Annotated in this window: 19 protein-coding genes; 17 read left to right on the top strand and 2 right to left on the bottom strand. The window is 38.1% G+C overall.

Annotation, left to right across the window (positions count from 1 at the left end; all coding sequences use genetic code 11):
- Window positions 1-8 precede the first annotated feature (8 nt).
- The 16 genes from ACYQ1N_RS01705 (at window position 9) to ACYQ1N_RS01630 (ending at window position 19,684) form a co-directional block, all read left to right on the top strand.
- Window positions 9-1,670 carry a glutamine--tRNA ligase/YqeY domain fusion protein gene (locus tag ACYQ1N_RS01705; protein ID WP_459831985.1) on the top strand — a complete coding sequence of 554 codons (1,662 nt, stop codon included), beginning with the start codon at window positions 9-11 and terminating at the stop codon, window positions 1,668-1,670.
- Between the two features lie 250 nt (window positions 1,671-1,920).
- Window positions 1,921-4,338 carry an HAD-IC family P-type ATPase gene (locus tag ACYQ1N_RS01700; protein ID WP_459831983.1) on the top strand — a complete coding sequence of 806 codons (2,418 nt, stop codon included), beginning with the start codon at window positions 1,921-1,923 and terminating at the stop codon, window positions 4,336-4,338.
- Window positions 4,299-5,681, top strand: coding sequence for an MATE family efflux transporter (locus tag ACYQ1N_RS01695; protein WP_459831980.1), 1,383 nt, complete (start codon window positions 4,299-4,301; stop codon window positions 5,679-5,681). Before ACYQ1N_RS01700 ends, ACYQ1N_RS01695 begins: the two co-directional genes overlap by 40 nt.
- Before the next feature lie 146 nt (window positions 5,682-5,827).
- Complete coding sequence (locus tag ACYQ1N_RS01690) at window positions 5,828-6,919, top strand: PHP-associated domain-containing protein (RefSeq protein WP_459831978.1); 1,092 nt, start codon at window positions 5,828-5,830, stop codon at window positions 6,917-6,919.
- Window positions 6,903-7,850: a putative manganese-dependent inorganic diphosphatase gene (locus ACYQ1N_RS01685; RefSeq protein WP_459831975.1), complete on the top strand. Its 948-nt coding sequence runs from the start codon at window positions 6,903-6,905 to the stop codon at window positions 7,848-7,850. The genes ACYQ1N_RS01690 and ACYQ1N_RS01685 overlap by 17 nt, the downstream gene beginning before the upstream one ends.
- Window positions 7,850-8,722: a methionyl aminopeptidase gene (locus ACYQ1N_RS01680; RefSeq protein WP_459831972.1), complete on the top strand. Its 873-nt coding sequence runs from the start codon at window positions 7,850-7,852 to the stop codon at window positions 8,720-8,722. Before ACYQ1N_RS01685 ends, ACYQ1N_RS01680 begins: the two co-directional genes overlap by 1 nt.
- A gap of 13 nt (window positions 8,723-8,735) precedes the next feature.
- Window positions 8,736-9,635 (top strand): DNA-3-methyladenine glycosylase family protein, encoded by a 900-nt coding sequence (locus tag ACYQ1N_RS01675; RefSeq protein WP_459831970.1) that lies wholly within the window; start codon window positions 8,736-8,738, stop codon window positions 9,633-9,635.
- Between the two features lie 46 nt (window positions 9,636-9,681).
- Window positions 9,682-10,308 carry a GNAT family N-acetyltransferase gene (locus ACYQ1N_RS01670; RefSeq protein ID WP_459831967.1) on the top strand — a complete coding sequence of 209 codons (627 nt, stop codon included), beginning with the start codon at window positions 9,682-9,684 and terminating at the stop codon, window positions 10,306-10,308.
- 137 nt (window positions 10,309-10,445) lie between these two features.
- On the top strand, window positions 10,446-10,730 hold the full coding sequence (locus ACYQ1N_RS01665; protein WP_459831965.1) for a co-chaperone GroES: 285 nt from the start codon (window positions 10,446-10,448) through the stop codon (window positions 10,728-10,730).
- Window positions 10,731-10,789: 59 nt separating this feature from the next.
- On the top strand, window positions 10,790-12,409 hold the full coding sequence (gene groL, locus ACYQ1N_RS01660; RefSeq protein ID WP_459831962.1) for a chaperonin GroEL: 1,620 nt from the start codon (window positions 10,790-10,792) through the stop codon (window positions 12,407-12,409).
- Between the two features lie 296 nt (window positions 12,410-12,705).
- Window positions 12,706-14,205, top strand: a complete 1,500-nt coding sequence (locus ACYQ1N_RS01655) for a methyltransferase domain-containing protein (RefSeq protein WP_459831960.1) — start codon at window positions 12,706-12,708, stop codon at window positions 14,203-14,205.
- 30 nt (window positions 14,206-14,235) lie between these two features.
- Complete coding sequence (locus tag ACYQ1N_RS01650; RefSeq protein WP_459831957.1) at window positions 14,236-15,303, top strand: ABC transporter permease; 1,068 nt, start codon at window positions 14,236-14,238, stop codon at window positions 15,301-15,303.
- Entirely contained in the window at window positions 15,293-16,189 is an 897-nt protein-coding gene (locus ACYQ1N_RS01645; RefSeq protein WP_459831954.1) for an ABC transporter permease, read from the top strand. Before ACYQ1N_RS01650 ends, ACYQ1N_RS01645 begins: the two co-directional genes overlap by 11 nt.
- Window positions 16,190-16,207: 18 nt before the next feature.
- A complete protein-coding gene (locus ACYQ1N_RS01640) occupies window positions 16,208-17,821 on the top strand; it encodes an ABC transporter substrate-binding protein (RefSeq protein WP_459831951.1) in 1,614 nt (537 codons plus the stop codon).
- Between the two features lie 69 nt (window positions 17,822-17,890).
- The gene (locus ACYQ1N_RS01635) at window positions 17,891-18,823 is read left to right on the top strand and encodes an ABC transporter ATP-binding protein (RefSeq protein ID WP_459831949.1); all 933 of its coding nucleotides are present in this window, start codon (window positions 17,891-17,893) and stop codon (window positions 18,821-18,823) included.
- Between the two features lie 99 nt (window positions 18,824-18,922).
- Entirely contained in the window at window positions 18,923-19,684 is a 762-nt protein-coding gene (locus tag ACYQ1N_RS01630; protein WP_459831946.1) for an ABC transporter ATP-binding protein, read from the top strand.
- Window positions 19,685-19,996: 312 nt separating this feature from the next.
- Here the strand turns inward: ACYQ1N_RS01630 and ACYQ1N_RS01625 are convergent, their stop codons facing one another.
- Both ACYQ1N_RS01625 and ACYQ1N_RS01620 read right to left on the bottom strand, forming a co-directional pair.
- The gene (locus ACYQ1N_RS01625) at window positions 19,997-20,869 is read right to left on the bottom strand and encodes a PHP domain-containing protein (RefSeq protein WP_459831944.1); all 873 of its coding nucleotides are present in this window, start codon (window positions 20,867-20,869) and stop codon (window positions 19,997-19,999) included.
- A gap of 94 nt (window positions 20,870-20,963) precedes the next feature.
- Window positions 20,964-21,338 carry a metal-dependent transcriptional regulator gene (locus tag ACYQ1N_RS01620; RefSeq protein WP_459831942.1) on the bottom strand — a complete coding sequence of 125 codons (375 nt, stop codon included), beginning with the start codon at window positions 21,336-21,338 and terminating at the stop codon, window positions 20,964-20,966.
- Between the two features lie 392 nt (window positions 21,339-21,730).
- Between ACYQ1N_RS01620 and ACYQ1N_RS01615 the strand changes: the two genes are divergently transcribed.
- Window positions 21,731-21,961: a FeoA family protein gene (locus ACYQ1N_RS01615; protein WP_459831940.1), complete on the top strand. Its 231-nt coding sequence runs from the start codon at window positions 21,731-21,733 to the stop codon at window positions 21,959-21,961.
- The last annotated feature ends 2 nt before the right edge of the window (window positions 21,962-21,963 follow it).

Below are 21,963 nucleotides of genomic sequence, written 5' to 3'. Positions count from 1 at the left end.
GGAACGGTATGGAAAAAGAAGAATCAACATACAAGAATTTTATTGAACAAATCATAGATAAGGATCTTGAAGAAGGAAAAACAGACAAAATAATCACGAGATTTCCTCCGGAACCTAACGGATATCTTCATATAGGTCATGCGAAATCGATATTCCTTAATTACGGAATTGCGCAGGAATATAACGGCACATTTAATTTAAGATTTGACGATACTAATCCCGGAAAAGAAAAGGATGAGTATGTGGACGCAATATTAAGTGACATTAACTGGCTTGGCGTTACATTTGACGGAGACGTGAAATATGCGTCAAATTATTTTGAAAAAATGTACGATGCCGCTGTTACACTTATAAAAAAAGGCAAGGCATATGTCTGCGATCTTACGGCGGAAGAAATAAGAGAGTACAGAGGCACGCTTACGGAACCGGGAAAAGAGAGTCCGTACAGGAACAGATCCGTTGAAGAGAATCTTGATTTGTTCGAGAGAATGAAAAACGGTGAGTTCGCAGACGGCGAAAAAGTGCTTCGTGCAAAAATTGACATGGCATCGCCAAATATTAATATGAGAGATCCGGTTATATACAGGGTAGCTCATCTTACACATCACAGAACAGGAGACAAATGGTGCATTTATCCGATGTATGACTTTGCTCATCCGCTTGAAGATGCTTTCGAATGCATTACACACTCTCTTTGTACTTTGGAATTCGAGGATCACAGACCGTTATATGACTGGTGTGTTAATGAAGTGGGATTTGAGAAGAAACCTCAGCAGATAGAATTTGCCAAATTGAGACTTAAGAATGTTGTGACCGGCAAAAGATATATAAAGAGACTTGTTGAAAACGGTGACGTTGACGGCTGGGACGATCCGAGACTTGTATCTATAAGCGCTCTCAGAAGACGTGGGTATACACCGGAATCAATAAGGGAATTTACAAAATTGGCGGGTGTAACAAAGGTGGAAGGCGAAGTTGAGCTTCCGATGCTTGAGTTTTGCATCAGAGAGGACCTCAAACCGAAATGCAATCGTATGATGGCAATATTTGATCCCGTAAAGGTGGTTATTGATAACTATCCGGAAGATAAAGAGGAAATGCTTACAATCCCTAACAACATTGAAAATGAAGAGCTGGGAGAGAGAAGCGTACCTTTTTCAAGAGAGATATATATAGAAAGAGAGGACTTCATGGAGGAGCCTCCGAAGAAATATTTCAGATTGTATCCGGGTAATGAAGTAAGACTGATGAACGCATATTTAGTTACATGCACGGATATTGAAAAGGATGAAAACGGCAATATAACTCTTATTCACTGTACGTATGATTCTGAGTCAAAAGGAGGAAATTCTCCGGACGGAAGAAAGGTTAAGGGAACTATTCATTGGGTAAGCGCAAAACATGCAAAGAGTGCGGAAATCAGATTATATGACAATATAATAGATGAAGAAAAAGGTGTCTTTGCCGAAGACGGAAGCATCAATGTTAATAAGGATTCACTTATAGTAATTAATAATGCAATGCTTGAACCGGAACTTATGAATGCAAAGGCTGAAGACAGATTTCAATTTGTAAGAAACGGATATTTTGTATGCGATCTTAAAGATTCAAAAGAAGGTCAACCTGTATTTAACAGAATAGTATCTCTTAAGAGTTCTTTTAAGTTATAATAATACCCGATATTCCCGTTAAGAAATTACATTTACTATCAAAGTGTTTTTTATTGCATAATATTTTCTTCTATGTTAGTATATGTTTCAATACTTAACAGTAGTAAGTATTATTGATATGGAATTTAAAGATATAATCATATTTGTATGAGAATATCCGGAATTTATATGTTGTTGTTTGTTAAAATTATGGGGAGTAGCTGTTTTGTTGACAGTTACTCTTTGTTTTACTATTTTGAGGTGCATCAATATGACAGACCATAATATAGGACTAACAACTGCGGAAGCCAACAGAAGAGCGGCTTCCGGAATGTCCAATGCGACAGAAAAAAACACATCCAAAACAGTCGGGCAGATTGTGAGAAGTAACCTGCTCACGGCATTTAACATTCTGTTCTTCTTTTTTGCGATATTGGTAATCACAACCGGATCATTTAACAATTTGACATTTATCATAGTTGTTATTGTCAATACCGTAATAGGAATAGTACAGGAACTTAATTCCAAGAGAATACTTGACAATCTTTCGGTTTTAACGGCTCCCCATTCTAATGTAATAAGAGACGGTAAATTACAACGGATAGAAACCGAATCTCTTGTTAAAGGAGATATATGTGAATTTACGACAGGGGATCAGATAAGTGCCGATGCTGTGGTTTCTTACGGAGAAATAAAAGTAAACGAAGCGCTGGTAACGGGTGAATCCGATGAAATAATTAAAAAGCCCGGAGATAAGCTTTTGTCGGGCAGTTTTGTTATATCCGGAACATGTAGGGCAGAGCTCACGGATGTGGGTGAGCATTCATATGTTAACAGATTAACAAGAGAAGCTAAGGCAAGTAAGGGAAAGAGCAGCACGGAAATGATGAACTCTCTTTCAAAGCTTATTAAGCTTATAAGTATTTTTATGGTACCTATAGGTGTAATAATGTTTTTGCTTGACATGTTTGTCCTCAGGTTCGACTATGTGCAAACAATAAACAGCGTTGTCGCATCTCTCGTAGGTATGATTCCGGAAGGATTATATCTCCTTACAAGTATTGCTTTAACGGCCAGCGTTGCCAAACTCGGCGTGCAGAAAGTATTGGTGCAGGAGATGGCGAGTGTTGAGACTCTTGCCAGAGTAAATGTATTATGTCTCGATAAAACAGGTACACTTACGGAAAACGAAATGGCGTTTGAAGCGCTTGTACCTCTTGACGGATACGATGATACCAATCCTAATCAGCCTACGCTTACACAGATGCTTGAGGATTTTGTGGGTGAAATGTCAAATGACAATGTTACGATGGCCACATTAAAGAAGACATTCGGAAAAAATCACAAGAGCAGAGCGGTCAGGCTGTTTCCGTTTTCATCGGTTGTCAAATATTCCGCCGTGGAGTTTGCGGAAGGTACATTTATATTAGGCGCTCCCGAAAAGCTGCTGCTTGACAAATATTCCGAATATGAAGAGCAGATAAAGGGTTACATGAACATCGGAAACAGAGTTCTTCTTTTCGGGTATATTTCCAAAGAAGACGGAAAAGTGGAAGACGGCAAGCCTATTGCAAATCCGGTTATTCCTTTGGGGTTGGTATTGCTTACAAATCCTGTCAGAAAATCCGCAAAAAAAACCATAAAGTTTTTTCAGGAACAGGGCGTGGAAGTTAAGGTCATTTCAGGCGATAATCCCGCAACCGTGGCGTCCGTAGCCAAAAAAGTAAGGATAAAAAATGCGGATGAATACGTTGACGCGTCAACATTGGAAACAGACGCAGATATATATCGCGCCGTAAGAAAATACACCGTATTCGGACGTGTGGCGCCTTCACAAAAGAGAAAGATAGTTGAGGCGCTGCAGCTTGATGAAAAAGTCGTAGCCATGACCGGAGACGGTGTAAACGATGTGCTTGCCCTTAAGAAAGCCGACTGTTCCATTGCAATCGGAGAGGGATCGGACGTGGTAAGCAAGGTTTCTCAGATCGTTTTACTGGACGCAGACTTTTCAAGAATGGAGTCCGTGGTTTCAGAGGGAAGACAGGTGGTTAACAACATACAGCGTTCCGCATCGCTGTTTCTCAATAAGAATATTTATTCATTCCTTACAGCCATTCTGGTTATGATAATAGGAAGTGCGACTCCGATTTATCCTACTCAAATGTCCTATTTGAGTCTGGTTACAATCGGAATACCGGGATTTTTCCTTTCGTTTGAACCTAACAATGAATTGATAAAGGGTAATTTCCTAAAGACGATTTTGCGTAAGGCACTGCCGGCAGGTTTAACCAATTTTGTAATAGTTTCGGTGGTTACCGTGTTGGCGAAGATATTGAATATAGAATTCAATCAGAGTTCCACAATGTCAATTTTGTTGCTTCTGTTTGTAGGAGTGTTAATGCTCTATAAAATATGTACGCCGTTTAGCAAATACAGATTATTTATATGGTGTCTCACAATATTCTGCACCATAGGAGGCATGATTATTCTTCCTAAGTTATTTGAGATTCATCCTCTTGAAATATGGCAGATTATATGGGTGGCGGCATTGGCTGTTGCTGCGGTATTCCTATATCAAATATTCTATAAGTTGGAAGAAAAGCTTATGAACAGATTTATAAAAAGAGTTAAGAAGAACGGAGGTAACAATTGGATAGGGAAAATAATGCGTCGGATAGGCTTGGTATAATGCCGGTTAATAAACTGGTGTTCAGCATTTCGCTTCCGGTCATTATATCAATGATAGTTCAGGCGCTGTATAACATAGTTGATTCGGCTTTTGTTGGAAGTTACGGTGATATGCCGCTTCGTGCGCTGTCACTGGCGTTCCCGATACAGAATTTATTTATATCATTTGCGGTAGGTTTCGGCGTCGGAACAAATGCGCTTGTTGCACGATATTTAGGACAAAATAAAAAGAAAAAAGCGAGCAGTATTGCCAATACGGGAATAATGCTTTCGATACTCGGATATTTAATATTCCTGGTTTTAGCGTTCTTTATCTGTGAACCATTCTTTTCATTCCAGACGGAATTCAGGGAAGTTGTGGATTACGGTGTAGAATATCTTTCGATAGTAATGATCGGAAGTATCGCCATTTTTATTGAAATAATTCTTGAAAGAATACTTATGGCGACGGGAAGAACAAAGCTGAGCATGGTTTCCCAGGCAACGGGCGCCGTTATAAACATTATCCTTGATCCTTTAATGATATTCGGATACGGTCCTTTCCCTGAAATGGGTGTAACCGGTGCGGCAATCGCAACGGTTATAGGTCAGATTGCTTCAGCAATAATTGCTCTGATTTTAAACCTTGTATATAACAAAGAGGTTACGCTCAGCATCAGACAGGTATTTTCATTCAGATTTAAGGAAATGGGAGAAATACTTAAAATAGGTATTTCATCAATTATACTTAACGCAATTACATCGATTGTTGTTCTTGTGATGAACCAAATCCTAATTCGGTTCTCGGAAAATGCCATAACCGCATACGGCGTTTACTTTAAACTGGTCAGTATTGTATATATGCCTGTTTTTGGACTTAATGCGGGAATTGTACCGATTTTAAGCTATAATTACGGGGCTAAAAAGCTTGACAGAATAAAGCAGGTATATAGAATAAGTATTATATTTGTGGCTATTGTAACGGTTGTATGTACAGTGGTATGCCAGTTATTCCCGGCTCAGTTATACTCAATTTTTAATGCCACACCGGAAGTAACCGCAATCGGAATTCCGGCAATCAGGATAATGTCCATAGGTTTTGTAATGGCGGGAATAGATACCATTAATTCAACCATGTTCCAGTCTATCGGTAATCCGATGCACAGCCTTATATGTATTTTGTTGAGACAATTTGCAATCCTTATTCCGCTTTCCATAGTGTTTGCGCTTACGGGTAATCTTATTTTGGTATGGTGTGCTTTACCTGTTTCTGAGGCGTTTGCGCTGTTTATGAGCTTTATGTTTATGAAGACTCTTAACAGAAATATTCGGAAAACAATAGGAAGCGGACTTCAAAATGCATAATTACTTAAAAATTGGATTATTATTCAATTTACTAAATTAATTAAATATATTAGAATAAATGGGTTATGGACAGTGTTACAATTTTGGTTGTTAATTTACGTTTCATAACCCATTATTTATTTTAAGAGATTGATGGAGATTTTGTTATGTCGAGAGAGTTATTTGATATGCATTGCCATTCGAGAGAAGGTTCATTCGATGCGCATGTACCTTTATCGCAATATGCATCAATTCTTAAAGAAAAGGGATTTACGGGGATGGTCGTAACGGATCATGACTCTTACAAAGGTTATTATCATTATTACGATAATAAAGATATTTTCCCTATACCGGATGATTTTGTAATCTTAAAGGGCATAGAGTATGATACAAGAAATGCGGGTCATATTCTTGTGATAATGCCCGATGATGTAAAATCGGATTTTTTGCAAATTAAAGGTCTTACCATTGATCAGCTTGAAAAAGAGGTTCACGGTAAAGGAGGTATAATAGGATGTGCGCATCCGTTTATGCCGGGACCTTGGGCATACGGCAATACATATTTCGGTAAAGATCATAAGAATTTTCCGAAGAAGTTTGATTTCATAGAGACTTACAACAGTACTATTAACCCTATATATAACCTGCAGGCAGAAGCTTTTGCTTCATATTACGACAAGCTTGCGACAGGAGGTTCGGACGCACATGTTGAGGCGTCGGTGGGAAGGGGGTTTACCCAATTTCCGGAAGGAGTTTCCATAAAATGCAATAATGACCTTATTGCGGCAATTAAGGGTAAGGTTGAGACAACAACGGGCGGAAGCATAGTTGATAAAGTTATAAAGGATAAAAGCAGACCGATAAAACGAATTGTAGACGCCGCATTCTGGGTTTATAACAGATTCGGCGCAAATAAAAACAAGGGCCTGTTGCTCAGTATTATTAACGGTTCCTTCATTGAAGAAGACTTCTTCGGAGATGATGAGGACGCAAGAAACAAGATTTTAAAATATGCCAAGAAGCTCAAAAAACAGGAGCAAAAGAGATTAAAAGAAAGAAGAAGGATTATTCAGAAAGCGCTTGACAGGGGTGCAAAGCCTTCGGAGCTTAAGCTTAAAAAGAAGAATAAGATACATTATCCTATTAAAACAATTAAGTATACTAACAATAAAAAAACTTCACGTAATGAAGACAACGTAACGCCCATAGAGGCAGTTACGGGTAATGAGAGGACTGAAACATATGGGAAAGTACAGTGATAAGATTTTGGTAACAGGACACAAGAACCCGGATACGGATTCAATATGTTCGTCAATTACATATACTAATTTTAAAAACAAACTTGAAAATACGGACAAATATGCAGCCATGAGGCTCGGAAACGTAAGTGATGAAACCAAATTCGTTCTCGATTATTTCAATATGCCGGAGCCTGCTTTAATTGAAGGCGCTCTTGAGGAAGGTGATAAGGTTATACTTGTTGACCATAACGAGAAGTCTCAAACCGTTGACGGAATAGAGAATGCCGAAGTCTTGGAGATTATCGATCATCACAGACTCGGAGGTCTTGTTACAGCTACTCCGTTGTTTATGAGAGTTCAGCCTGTTAGTTGTACGGGAACGATTGTATATCAGATGTATAAAGAAAACGGTATTGAAATAAGCAGGGAAATGGCGGGTCTTATGGTATCGGCAATTCTTTCCGATACTTTATTGTTCCGTTCTCCTACATGTACGGAAGCCGATAAGATTGCGGGCAAGGAATTGGCTGCAATAGCCGGAATCGATCCGGAAGTATACGCAAAGGAAATGTTTAAAGCAGGAAGCAATTTATGTGAGAAATCCGCTGAAGAAATCTTCAATATAGATTGTAAAAAGTTCGAAATGGGAGAGAAAGTAATTACTGTTGCTCAGGTAAGTACGATTAACTCCGATGAGATTGAAGACATACATAAGAAGGTTTCAGACTTTATGGGAGAAGGAATAAAGGCTTCAGGCTGCGATATGGCATTTCTTATGATTACGGATATTATAAATGAAAGTTCAACAGTGGTTTGTGCAGGAGAAGGAGCCATTGATGTTATGACAGACGGCTTTGAAGTTGAAGCAAACGGAGATGCTGTTTATCTTCCGGGTGTTGTTTCAAGAAAGAAGCAGATGGTTCCTGCAATTATGGGGGCGTTTAAATAATGAGAAGATTAAAGCCGACAGACGAGTGCTGGTGTGGCAGCGGCTTAGCCTATAAAGATTGTCATGCGGCATTTGACAGAAAGTTAGACGGATACAGAAAAAAGCATATAAGAGTACCGGGACACAATCTGCTTAAAACTCCTTATCAGGTTGAGATGATAAAGAAGAGCGCTGAAGTAAATGTTGCAGTGCTTGATTATGTAGCGGAGCATATAAAGCCCGGAATTACAACTGAAGAGATTGATCAGATGGTATATACGGAGACCGTAAAAAGAGGAGCTGTTCCCGCACCTCTTAATTATGAAGGATTTCCGAAATCCGTATGTACTTCCGTTAACGATGTTGTATGTCACGGTATACCGTCAAGCAGTCAAGTGTTAAATGAAGGGGATATCATCAATGTGGATGCCTCTACAATACTTGACGGATATTTCAGTGATTCTTCAAGAATGTTTATGATCGGCGAAGTTTCCGATGAAAGAAGAAAACTGGTAGAAGTAACTAAGGAATGTGTTGACCTCGGTATAAAGGCTGTTAAGCCATGGGGATTCTTAGGCGATATTGCGGATGTTATTCAGAAGCATGCATATGCCAACGGATTTTCCATAGTAAGAGAAATCGGAGGACACGGTGTGGGACTGGAATTTCATGAAGATCCGTTCGTTTCGTATGTAATAAGAAAGGGAACGGGAATGATGCTTGTACCGGGACTTATGTTCACCATCGAGCCGATGATTAATGCGGGAATGGCAGGGGTATACACGGACAGGAGAAACGGCTGGGAAGTTCACACTGAGGACGGCAGAGATTCTGCACAGTGGGAAGTACAGGTTCTTGTAACGGAAGACGGTTGTGAAGTGATAAGCTGGTAATCGGAGAAATTTAATGAATGACAAAGGATATAATCCTGAAGTGATATCATTAGATAACAATATAATTATTAAAAACATAGAAGATTTTGATTTAAAGGAAACATTGGAATGCGGACAGTGTTTCCATTTTTTGAATACAGAGGAATCAGACAATAATTATACATATCTAATTTCATCATTTAACAGGGGATTAAAAATAGAACAAAAAAACGGTGATTTGATATTCCATGACACTACCGTTGATGAATATAACAGCATCTGGAAGGAATATTTTGATTTGGACAGGGATTATAAAAGCATTAAAAAGGAAATCGGTGATGCAAGTCCGGAACTGAGGGATATAATCGAAAAAAACAGCGGCATTCGTCTGCTTAATCAGGATTTTTTTGAAACATTGATTTCTTTTATTATTTCCCAAAACAACCAAATTCCCAGAATAAAAAAACTTGTAAATGATATATCCGAAAAATGGGGAAGCAAGTCATTTTCATACATTGACAACATATATAATTTTCCGGATGCGAGGACGATGGATAAGGTTACGGAAGAGGAACTCAGAGAGTTGAAAACGGGATTCAGAGCACCGTATATCGTAGACGCCGTATCAAAATTCAACAGCGGTGAAATCAACGAAGAAGAGCTCAGACAGGCGGATACCGCGGAATGTGAAAAGAAACTTTGTATCATCAGGGGAGTGGGTAATAAGGTTGCAAATTGTGTGATGCTTTTTTCTCTGGGGAAAAGAGATTCATTTCCGATTGATGTATGGATGAAACGAGTTCTTGAACAAGTTTATTTTAACGGAGAGGAAAAATCAAAAGAATACTTGTTTGATTTTTCAAAGGATAAATTCGGAAGTCTGGGCGGCTATGCTCAACAATATTTATTTGCGTTTGCCAGAGGTATAAGGTAGGCTTTGATATATTATGTAAAACGATGAATACTGACAGGAGGTGCACATGTACAGAAAGGCAGAAAAATCGGACTTAGAAGAATTGGTAAGACTCAATTATGAGTCATTTTCAGATTATCCGTTATTCAGGGTATTGAGAGAGGACTGTGAATCGGAAAAAGCGTACGAAAATCTCGTATATGCTCTTATGAACGTATATATAAAATCCAATTTCGGCAAAGCGACATATATTGTAAGAGAGATACATGGGAAAATTGCCGCTTTTGCACTGCTGTTGCCGCCTAATCACAAAAGGTCCTCCGTTTTAAAGGATATTTTATACGGAGGAACAAAGGTAATAAGTATACTCGGAATAAAAAAAGCAATTGCATTTAATAAATTCCTTGACGAAACTACCGAGGCATTTGAAAGTGTAATCGGAGAAGAACATTGGCATCTCGATCAATTTGCGGTTTCTCCCGCAATGCAGGGACAAAGCGTCGGAAGTAAAATGATGCAGCAGGCCGTGCTTCCGTTCTTAAGAAGAAAAAATGCAAAGTGTCTCACACTTATTACAAACAAAGAAATAAACAGAAGATTCTATGACAAAAACGGATTTATACAGGTATTTAACAACGAAGTGATATGGTCAAACCAGGTTGTTGATAACTGGGGATTTAAGATGGATTTATAAACTAAATATAAATAATATTATAATTGTGGAACATTTTAGAAATTCCTTGACATGTAATATTATAAGTGTTAAATTCACTAATAAATAAATAGCACTCAATTTTATAGAGTGCTAATAATCGAATAGGGAGGCTTACCATGAAACTTACACCACTTGGAGATAAAGTTGTATTAAAAGCTATTAAGGAAGAAGAAAAAACAAAATCAGGTATTATATTAACGGGAGAAGCTAAAGAAAAGCCACAGCAGGCAGAAGTTGTTGCAGTAGGCCCGGGCGGAATCGTTGACGGAGAAGAAGTTAAGATGCAGGTTAAGGTCGGCGACATCGTAATTTATTCAAAATATTCCGGAACAGACGTAACACTTGAAGACGAAGACTACATTATAGTATCTCAGTCGGATATTTTAGCAATCGTTGAGTAATTATTTAACGATTCAATCACTTTTTTGTAATTATTTTGATATAAGTAAGGAGAAATATAATGGCAAAAGAAGTTCAGTACGGTTTAGATGCAAGAAAGGCACTTGAAGCCGGCGTTAACAAACTTGCAGACGCAGTTAAGGTTACTATCGGACCTAAGGGAAGAAACGTTATTTTGGAGAAGTCATACGGTGCTCCTCTTATTACAAATGACGGCGTTTCAATTGCAAAGGAAATTGAGCTTGAAGATAAGTTCGAAAATATGGGTGCACAGCTTGTTCGTGAAGTAGCTACAAAGACAAACGATGTAGCCGGCGACGGTACAACAACAGCTACCGTACTTGCACAGGCAATGATTACGGCAGGCATGAAGAATATTGCGGCAGGCGCAAATCCTATTATTCTCAGAAAAGGCATGAAGGCAGCCACAGAAGTTGCGGTAGAAGCCATTCAGAAAATGAGCCGTAAGGTAACAGGTAAGGATCAGATTGCAAAAGTAGCTTCAATCTCGGCTGCAAATGAAGAGGTAGGTCAGCTTGTATCAGATGCAATGGAAAAGGTTACAAGCGACGGAGTTATAACAATCGAAGAATCCAAGACAATGAAGACAGAGCTTGATCTCGTTGAAGGTATGCAGTTTGACAGAGGTTATGTATCTGCTTATATGGCAACGGATATGGATAAGATGGAAGCTAATCTTGATAATCCTTACATCCTCATTACAGATAAAAAGATTTCAAATATTCAGGACATCCTTCCTGTTCTTGAACAGATTGTTCAGGCAGGCGCAACTCTTCTCATCATTGCGGAAGATATCGAGGGAGAAGCACTTACTACACTTATTGTTAATAAGCTCAGAGGAACATTTAATGTTGTAGGTGTTAAGGCTCCGGGATATGGTGACAGAAGAAAAGAGATGCTTGTTGATATTGCAACTCTTACGGGAGGACAGGTTATTTCAAGTGACCTCGGAAATGAGCTTAAGGATGCAACAATCGAAATGCTCGGTCGTGCAAAGTCTGTTAAGGTTAAGAGAGACGAAACAATTATTGTTGACGGTGAAGGCAGAGCAGAGGACATCAAGTCAAGAGTTGCTCAGATTAAGCAGCAGATTGAAGAAACAACATCTGACTTTGACAAAGAGAAGCTTCAGGAAAGACTTGCAAAATTATCGGGCGGAGTAGCTGTTATCAGAGTCGGAGCAGCTACGGAAACAGAAATGAAAGAAAGCAAGCTTCGTATGGAAGATGCTCTTGCAGCTACTAAGGCAGCTGTTGAGGAAGGTATCATTTCCGGCGGCGGAAGCGCATACATTCACGCATCCAAGGAAGTTCTTAAGTTAGCGGATACTCTTGAGGGAGATGAAAAAACAGGTGCTTTAATCGTACTTAAGGCTCTTGAGGCTCCTTTATTCCAGATTGCCACAAATGCGGGACTTGAAGGTGCGGTAATCGTTAACAAGGTTAAGAATTCTGATGTTGGCATAGGTTACGATGTACTTAAAGACGATTATATCGACATGATTGAAGCAGGTATTCTTGATCCTGCAAAGGTTACAAGAAGTGCACTTCAGAATGCTACAAGTGTGGCTTCAACTCTTCTTACAACGGAAGCTGCCGTTGGAATAATTCCTGAACCGGCTCCTGAAATGCCTGCAGGCGGTATGCCGGGAATGATGTAATAATGTTATGAATTGTTTTATGACATTGACGTAAAAGAAATTCCGCATACATTGTTTATCGTATAAATTAAAAATCCCAAAAGTAAGTTATAACTTACTTTTGGGATTTTTTTATGTTCATTTTTAAAGCACAAACAGCCCGTAAAATTGTAACTGTTTTTTATCAAGTCCTGATTTTTTTATTTAACACAAAACCACATAGGGGGGTTAAAGCCTAAAAAAGGCAACATTATACTAAAAAAAATATTTATTAAAACTAAAAAACTTTATTAAATATGCGGAAATGAGGTTTGTAAATGAAAGATGAAGAAAGAGCGTCACGTTGGGCAGACGGAAGCAGTTACAATGAATATATTCTTGAAGAATTCAGTTCGTTCAGAAAACAGGCATGGAAAGATCGTATAAACAAAAAAATATACTTTAAAGGCAGCGGTCTTGATATTCTCGACATAGGAACGGGACCGGGATTTTTCTCCTGTATTTTATCAGAAGAAGGACATAATGTGACGGGAATAGATCAGTCTCCGGGAATGCTTGAATGTGCAGAGGAAAACGCAGAACGCCTTAATGTGCGACCGAAATTTATTAAAGCAGACATTAATGAAATAGATACAAGATTTCCGAGAGAATCGTTTGATGTAATTATTTCGCGAAATGTCACATGGACTCTTGAGCATCCAAAAGAAGTTTATAAAAAGATGAAAGAGTTACTCAGACCCGGAGGCATAATTCTTATTTATGACGCAAACTGGTTTAAGCATAATTTTGATGAGGAACTGAAAAAGAAAGTAGAGCGGCTTGAAAAGGAACATTTTGAAAAATACGGTGTTGAGAGGAAGGTAACGAAAGCTGATTACGAATACTACGATACAGCTCCGCTTACGAAAGAAGACAGACCGAACTGGGATATAAATGTTCTTAAAGGAATGAATATGAATGTTTCCGTTGAATATGATATAGGTCGATATGTATATGAAGATTGGGAAAAAGAACTGTATCGTGAATCGCCGATGTTTGAAATAGCCGCAATAAAGCTTTCCTCAGATGAAGTGCAGAAGAACATGAAAGATTACTGGAACGAAAGAAGTAAAACTTTCGGTTTCCCATATGCTGAAATGGATGATATCAGACATGAGGTTGCTCATATTCTTCCAAGGGAAAAATGTAAGGTTCTCGATGTAGGTACAGGAACAGGTATTATGGCTGCTGTAATGTCAAGCTTAGGTCATGAAGTAATTGCCGTTGATATTGCTGAAAACATGATAGAGAAGGCGAAGGAAAATCTTTACAGCCTTAATCTTAAAGCGGAATTTGTATGTACAAACTCTGATGAACTGCCATTCCTTGATAATACATTTGATGTAATCTGCTCAAGAAATCTTATCTGGGCTTTTCTTGATCCGGAAAAGGTTCTCAGACAGTGGAGACGAGTTCTTAAACCGGGCGGTTTACTTTTATATTATGACGGTAATCATTATAGATATTTATTTGATGAAGAAACAAGAAAAAATAGAAATATTTTGATTGAGCATCTTGGAGATATCCACGGACACAGCGAAGAAGATAAGAAGAAAGTGGATTATTCAAAATGTGATGAGACTGCATATGATCTTCCATTATCAAAACTTAACAGACCGGCTGAATGGGATGACATAGTTCTTCCACAGTATAATTTTGCAATTACTCAGGAAATCCTCAGAATGCCTCAGAGTCTCATACCATATGGAAGATATAAGCCAAACGGTGGATATTATACAAATTTCCTCATTTCTGCAATTAACTGCAAAGAAGATTAAAAATAAAATTATAGTAAAAAAGGTTTTAAAATGGGCAAATATCTTATTAAGAGACTGATATGGCTGATTCCCATTATGATTGCCGTATCACTCGTCGCTTTCTTTCTGATGTATCTGTCGCCCGGTGATCCCGCGGAAATGTATTTAAGACAGGAAGGTAATTCACCGTCACTGGCTGAAATAGAAGCAATGAGAGAACAGATGGGACTTAACAGACCCGTGTTTATTCAGTACTTCAGCTGGCTCGGAGGCGTATTTACCGGAGACATGGGTATTTCATACTATACCCACAGACCGGTAGCACAGGAAATATTGTCATATTTTCCAAATACACTTTTGCTTGCATGTATTTCTGTTGGTTTAACAATTATTATTTCCATTCCTTTGGGAATAATTGCAGCAGTCTGGAAAAATAAATGGCTGGACGGTCTTATCAGAGTCCTTTCATTTGTTTCCGGTTCTTTACCGGGTTTCTTTGCAGCAATGTTAGTTATCATTTTATTCAGTCTGACCTGGAAAATGTTACCGACTTCTGCATCAGGTAATCCTACCGGAATATGGCTTCCTATAATTACTCTTGTAGTAACCATGTCAGGGCCGTATGTCAGACAGGTAAGAGCTGCAGTGATAAATGAACTTAACAAAGAATATATACAAATGGAACGCGCCAGAGGAATAAAGGAATATATGATACTTTTTGCCGGCGCACTAAAAAGTTCATTACCTTCAATACTGACTATAGCAGGTTTGAATTTTGGTCAGCAGCTGGGTGGAACAGCCATTATAGAACTTGTGACATCATATCCGGGAATAGGTCGTCTGGCTGTACAGTCTATTACAAACAGAGATTATCCTCTTATGCAGGGATATATTCTGGTTATGGGAGGCATATATGTACTTGTTAATCTTTTAGTAGATATTTTACATGCATATGCTGATCCAAGAGTTAAAGAGAGATATATAGCAGAAGGCGACAAGGGCAAAAGAAAGATTCATGCAAGGCAGCTGGAGCTTAAAAAGAAAGAAGAAAGAAAAGAAAAAGAAGCAAAGGGTGCATGTAAAAATGCATGCAACAGTGCGGGCATAAATGGTGAGTAAATTTAATTTTAATGATTTAAATGTCAGCCGTGGTATCTGCTCAATAAGAAAGACATTTAATAAAGGGAGCAGTGGTAAAAAGAAAGCTGCAAGAAATTTTAAAATATGGCTGATTATCACGTTATCTATGCTTGGTGTCATATTTTTCATGCAGTTTTTTCCACCATATGATCCATATCAGATTGACGTAAAAAACATTATGAGCGGACCGTCAGCGGAGCATTTGCTGGGTACTGACTACCTGGGGCGTGACTTGTTATCACGACTTATGGTAGGTGGAACAAGAAGTGTTTTTACAGCCATACTGGTTGTTATTATAAATGCTACTGTTGGGACGCTAATAGGAATAATAAGCGGATATGTAGGTGGTAAGGCAGATTTAATTGTAATGAGAATTACTGATATGTTCCAGGCATTTCCAAGACTTGTATTTACAATTTCCATAGCAGCAATGCTTGGCGGAGGTCTCGGATGGAGTGTACTTGCCATCTGTACAGTTGGCTGGACACCATATGCAAGACTTGCAAGAGCACAGGCACTTTCCTTAAAAGAGAGAACATTTGTCAATGCGGCAAGAGTCACAGGTCAGTCAAGACCGGCAGTGTTATTTAAAACAATATTACCTAATGCTCTTACACCATTGATAGTAGAAGCGAGTATGGACGTTGGCCGTGTAATACTTGAGTTCGCGGGACTTTCATTCCTTGGACTTGGAACAGCAAGACCATATCCTGAATGGGGATCAATGTTAAATGATGCTCAGACATCATTTATGATAGTACCTCATACAGCATTGGTACCGGGAATTGCCATACTTATAGTTGTTGTAATTGTGGGTATATTTGGTGACAGTGTAAATGAATATTTAAGTTCAAAAGAAGATTAAAAGGAGTCATAGTTTATCATGAAGAAAAAGGCAGTATTAAAGGTTTTAGGAGTATTATCAACAATTTCCGTATTCGGAGGAGTATTGGCAGGATGCGGCGGGTCAGCCGGCCAGAGTTCGGAAACGAAATCGGCGGTTGCGGATTCGAATGCAGAATTAAATTATATCGTTACACATGCCAATACTCAGACAACGTTGATTCTTGATCCTGCCGTTGATTATTCGGGGCAAAAATCAATGAATGCGGGTATGACCGAAGCATTATTCTATGTGGATGATAATACACATGAAGTTACGCCGTGGCTTGCGGAAAGTATAAAGCAGACCGATAACACAACTTGGGTTATAAAGATAAAAGACGGCATTAAATTCAGCAACGGCAAAGAATTTGATGCTGCTGCGGCAAAAGCAGCCATAGAATATATAATAAAGGACGGCAACAATAAGAGATTGCGCGGATTATTAAAAGCTTCATCTATTGATGCAGACGGTTTGACGCTTACCGTTCATACCGACGGTATTAACGCCGTAGTGCCTAATGTTTTGGCTGATGTCAATATGATAATGTTCGATGTAAATGAGAACAGTGACGATTACAACAAAGGCCTTACAGGTACAGGACCGTATATACTCCAAAAAAAGGATGCCGAAGGCAATATGGATCTTATAAGAAATGAAAATTATTGGGCCGGTAAACCTGCCGCTGCCGCAATTCATACCAAATCAGGTCTGGATTCAACGGCTCAGGTAAATGCCATGTTGAATGAAGAAATCGACTTTGTTCAGCTTTCCGGAACTCAGGGAGCAGACATTTCAAGATTCGAGGCTGATACCGGTAAATTTGACATTAAGCAGTTCGATCAGGGGAGATTATTTTACCTATATATAAATCCCGATGCGGTAGGAACAAAAGATGCGAAAGTTCGTGAGGCGCTTCAATATGCATTTGACAGAGATGCGATAGTAAACGGTGTTTACGGCGGGAGAGCATCCGCAACAACATCAATTTTCCCTAAGGATTCAAGATTTTATCAGGAAAATGACAATGCAGTATCACATAATGCGGAAAAGGCCAGAAATTTACTCCGTGAGGCGGGATATACGGATACAAACAACGACGGATTCGTCGATAAGGACGGAGCTAACTTAAAGCTTCATATTGTTAATTACTCAGCCAACGGATTTCCTACCTTATCGGAAGTACTGCAGTCACAACTGAAAGAAGTTGGAATAGATGCAGATCTTGAGACCTCCGGAACGATTACGGAATCACTTAAATCCGGAAATTATAATATCGGAACATATGCATACAGCACTCAGACAGACGGAGACGCATATAATTATTTGCAGCCGGTATTTAAGTCTGACGGTACTTCCAACTTCAATTCATATTCAAATGCCGAAGTTGATAAATTGCTGACGGAGCTTACATCAACAACAGATGCAAATGAAAGAGCACAGAAGATAAAGGATATTCAAAATGCAATATACAAAGATGACGATACTCATATTTTCCTTTGTCATATTCTGAGTTATAAGATTTCAAGAAAGAATATTACCAATATGACAGGTCCGTTCTTAAGCGATAACGGTGATAACTCCATATTGTATAAAATAGGAAAGACTAATTAAACAACGACTTATATTGTAAATGTATCCGAATTATATTGCGGTTGTATCAGGCTTATTAAAAGGAAAAATATGGATAACATACTAAGTATCGAAGACATATATGTAAACTATGCCGAAAAACCTGTATTAAGAGATGTTAGCTTAAACATTAAAAAGGGGCATATACTCGGTGTTGTAGGAGAATCCGGAAGCGGTAAGAGTACAATTATTAAAACTGTTTTAGGCATTCTTGGTGATAACGGATGGGTTAAAGATGGAAAGATAATATTTCAGGACAGAGATATTATTGAATTACCTAAGGAAGAACTTAGAAAAATAAGAGGCAAGGATATTGCTCTTATTTCTCAGGATCCATCGCAGGCATTCCATCCCGTAAGAAAAAACGGTACACAGGTTAATGAGTTTGCAAAAGCCCACAATGAAAATCCTGAAAAAGTTACCGCAAGAATGCTGGAACTTCTTGAACTTTTTAAGTTAAGTAATCCTAAGAGAGTACTAAACGGCTATTCATATGAATTAAGTGGTGGAATGGCTCAGAGAGTGTCCATAGCCATGGCGATGCTGCTTAATCCAAAAGCGCTTTTAGCCGATGAAGTTACAAGTGCCCTTGATGTAGTTGTTCAAAGAGAAGTTGTAAAGCAGTTTGAAAAGATAAAGAATGAATTTCAGACTTCTATATTTTTTGTTTCCCATAACATGGGAGTAATATCATATTTAGCTGATGAAATAGCAGTTATGTATGGCGGTATGGTTATGGAATACGGTTCAAGGGATAATATTGTGAATAATCCTGTTCACGAATATACAAAGAAGCTCTATGAAGCAATTCCCAAAATGAATGTTATGGTTTCAAAAAATGTAAAAGCAACTTTGCCGGACAGATATACCGAAGGGTGTCCTTATCACGAAGGCTGTTCAATGGCATGCAGTGAATGTAAAACAAATATGCCTGAATTAAGAGAAATTGAACCGGGACATTTTGTAAGGTGCCATGAGGTGTAAATAAAGGGTTATATTGAGTTGTAACTTTGTAAATGAGCAACTAAAAGTGCATTATACCTGCTTTACACCAGATATTAAAGAAACAGAAAAGGTAATAATATGTCATATATATTAGAAATTGACAATCTGTATAAATCATACTGGATCGCAAAAGAAAAGGGATTCCATGATGTTTTAAAGGGTATAAATTTACAAATCAAAAAAGGTGAGATTGTCGGCCTTGTAGGTGAATCCGGGTGTGGAAAATCAACAGTTGCCAAAGTAATCTTTGGGTTAACACCGGCTGATGCCGGAAAGGTTAAGATAGATGGTGAGGTTGCATATTACCGATATCCGAAAAAGCTTTTTAAGAAAATTCAAATGATTTTTCAAATGCCCAAGGATTCATTTAATCCTAAACTCACCATTGGGAAGACGCTGATTGAAGTTCAGAGAAACTTTAATCCAAAGCTTTCAAGACAAGAGGCAGCGGCAAAGGCTGAGGAGTATTTGACTATGATGGAGCTTCCTGTGGAATATGTGAGTAAATACCCTATGCAACTGTCTGGTGGTGAGTGCCAGAGAGTAGCCATTGCAAGAGCACTGCTTATTGAGCCTGATGTTTTAATCTGCGACGAGATGACAAGTTCTCTGGATGTATCCGTTCAGTCCGAAATAATGAACAAGTTATTGGAATTAAAAGAAGAGAAGGGCTTCAGTGTATTATTTATCACACATGATTTAGTGCTCGCCGGCAGTATGTGTGACAGAATCGTGGTTATGAATCAGGGTGAATTTATCGAAGAAGGCCCTGCTTACGATATACTTAATAATCCTAAAAACGAATATACACAAAATATTATTAATTCGATATTTGTGTGATTGTATTAAAGCGAAACAGATTACTAAATAATTTTTTGAAAAATTATGCGTGATTTTAATACTCTATAATTAAGACACAATAAAAGATAAAGAAACACAACAAGACAGAACGAATTAAAATACATAAAACCATAAAACAAAACTAAGAGAAACAAAATAAACAAAACAATTTTAAAATACACAAAACCATAAAACATAAAACCGAAAACAAAATAAATTAAAACACCCCCGGTATATAAGACTGAAAACAGCCTTATGTACCGGGGGTATATTTATGAAATCAACATATTGATTTCATAAATGCATCAATAATCAGATTATTGAAATCTCTTTATCATATTCCTTCTTAAGATATTCCTGCATAGGTACGAGGAGAGAAGAGTCAACCTTCAGTCCTCCGATACCGGTACCGAGGGAAATAAGAGGCTTATTCTTTCCGTGATAGTCTGAACCGCCCGACAACATTAAATCATATTTTTTTGCATAATTGCGAACCTTATCTGTTTCCGACATTCCGTGAGTGGAATAGAAGGCCTCAATTCCCGCAAGACCGTTATCCTTCAAATTGGAAATCAAATCATCGAGATGTTTTTCGCTTAATCTGTATGCATATGGATGTGCCAGTATCGGAACACCTCCGGCCTGTCTTATTAACTTTATGCCTTTTTCGGGCGAAATACCCTTTCTTTGCACAAATGCAGGACAATCACTTCCTATATATCGTTCAAATGCTTCTTTTCTTCCTGATACGTATCCGTTTTTATACAGAAAGTCGGCAAAGTGAGCACGTGTAATTGCATGACTTTTATAAATATCCACAAGCTTATCATAATCTATGTCCACGCCGTATTTTCGTAATCTGCTGCACATAAGCCTGTTTCTGTCTTCTCTTTCGATTCTCATCTGATCCAGTTCGCCGACAAAATCTTTATTATTATAGTCAACGAATAAACCTATTATATGTATTTCCCCTTCCTGGTAAAATGTGCTGATTTCCACACCGGGAATAATGGTTATATCATAGTTTTCGGCGGCTTTTACGGCGTGCGGAACGCCGTCAATGGTATCATGATCCGTGAGTGCCATGGCTTTAAGACCGATTGAAACAGCCATATCAACCAGTTCTTTGGGAGAATTGGTTCCATCTGAATAAAGAGAGTGGACATGTAAATCAATAATACTCATATATACCTCCTTTCTTTAGATTTTACATATATAAAAGTATTTTACGGTTTTAAAACAAGCGATAACATATGTAACCGCTTAAGCTTTTACTATCTCATACATCTGTAGATATATGAGAGTAGCTCTTTAAGGCGTCAAAGGTCTCATCGCTTATATAGTGCTCAACCCTGCATGCATCTTCAGCGGCCGTCTCTTCACTTACACCTATACTAATTAAAAATTGAGTAAGAACTTTGTGTCTCTCATATATTTTTCTTGCAACGGCACTGCCGCTTTCGGTAAGGGATAAGTATCCGTTTTCATCAACAGTAACAAAACCGCCGTCTTTAAGTATTTTAATGGCACGACTTACGCTTGGTTTTGAAAAATTCATTTCTTCGGCAACATCAAGAGAACGAACCGTGTTGCTTTTCTTGGAAAGTACATAAATCGTTTCAAGATACATCTCTCCTGATTCGTGTAAACTCATATGATAAACCTCCCCAATTAGTATATTTTCATAATATTAATTCCTAAATAAAAATTTTTCAACTACCAATTAGCCTATGTTAACCAATAAAAATAACAACTATACAAAAACATATTTATGTGATGTAAGACTTGTATTCCATATAAAAATATTATAAATAATTGAAAAAATAATAATTGACATTTTAATTAGTCAATGCTAACATAACATAATGCTTCAGTTAGCTTAGGCTAATAGCATTATTTAAAATATATGCATGATAAACATTACATTTAATACCATTTATATGCAGTAATAATTTTTTTAATAATTGACTTTTCGGATATCGGTTCGGTTTCTTTAATTTAGAGTGTATGAATAACCGCCGGAATCATTTTGTGGAGGTGATTAAAATGACAACTTTAAAGGATATAAAGGCAGGAGAAACCGTAAAAGTAGTAAAAGTACACGGAGAAGGTGCTCTGAGAAGACGAATAATGGATATGGGGATTACAAAAGGCGTATCCATATATGTAAGAAAATTCGCTCCTCTCGGAGATCCGATGGAATTAACCGTAAGAGGTTATGAATTGTCCCTCCGAAAAGCGGACGCCCGGAATATAGAAGTAGAAAGAAGCAATTAACT

Source organism: Howardella ureilytica (assembly GCF_054657495.1).
This window is presented reverse-complemented; position numbering and strand designations above follow the sequence as displayed.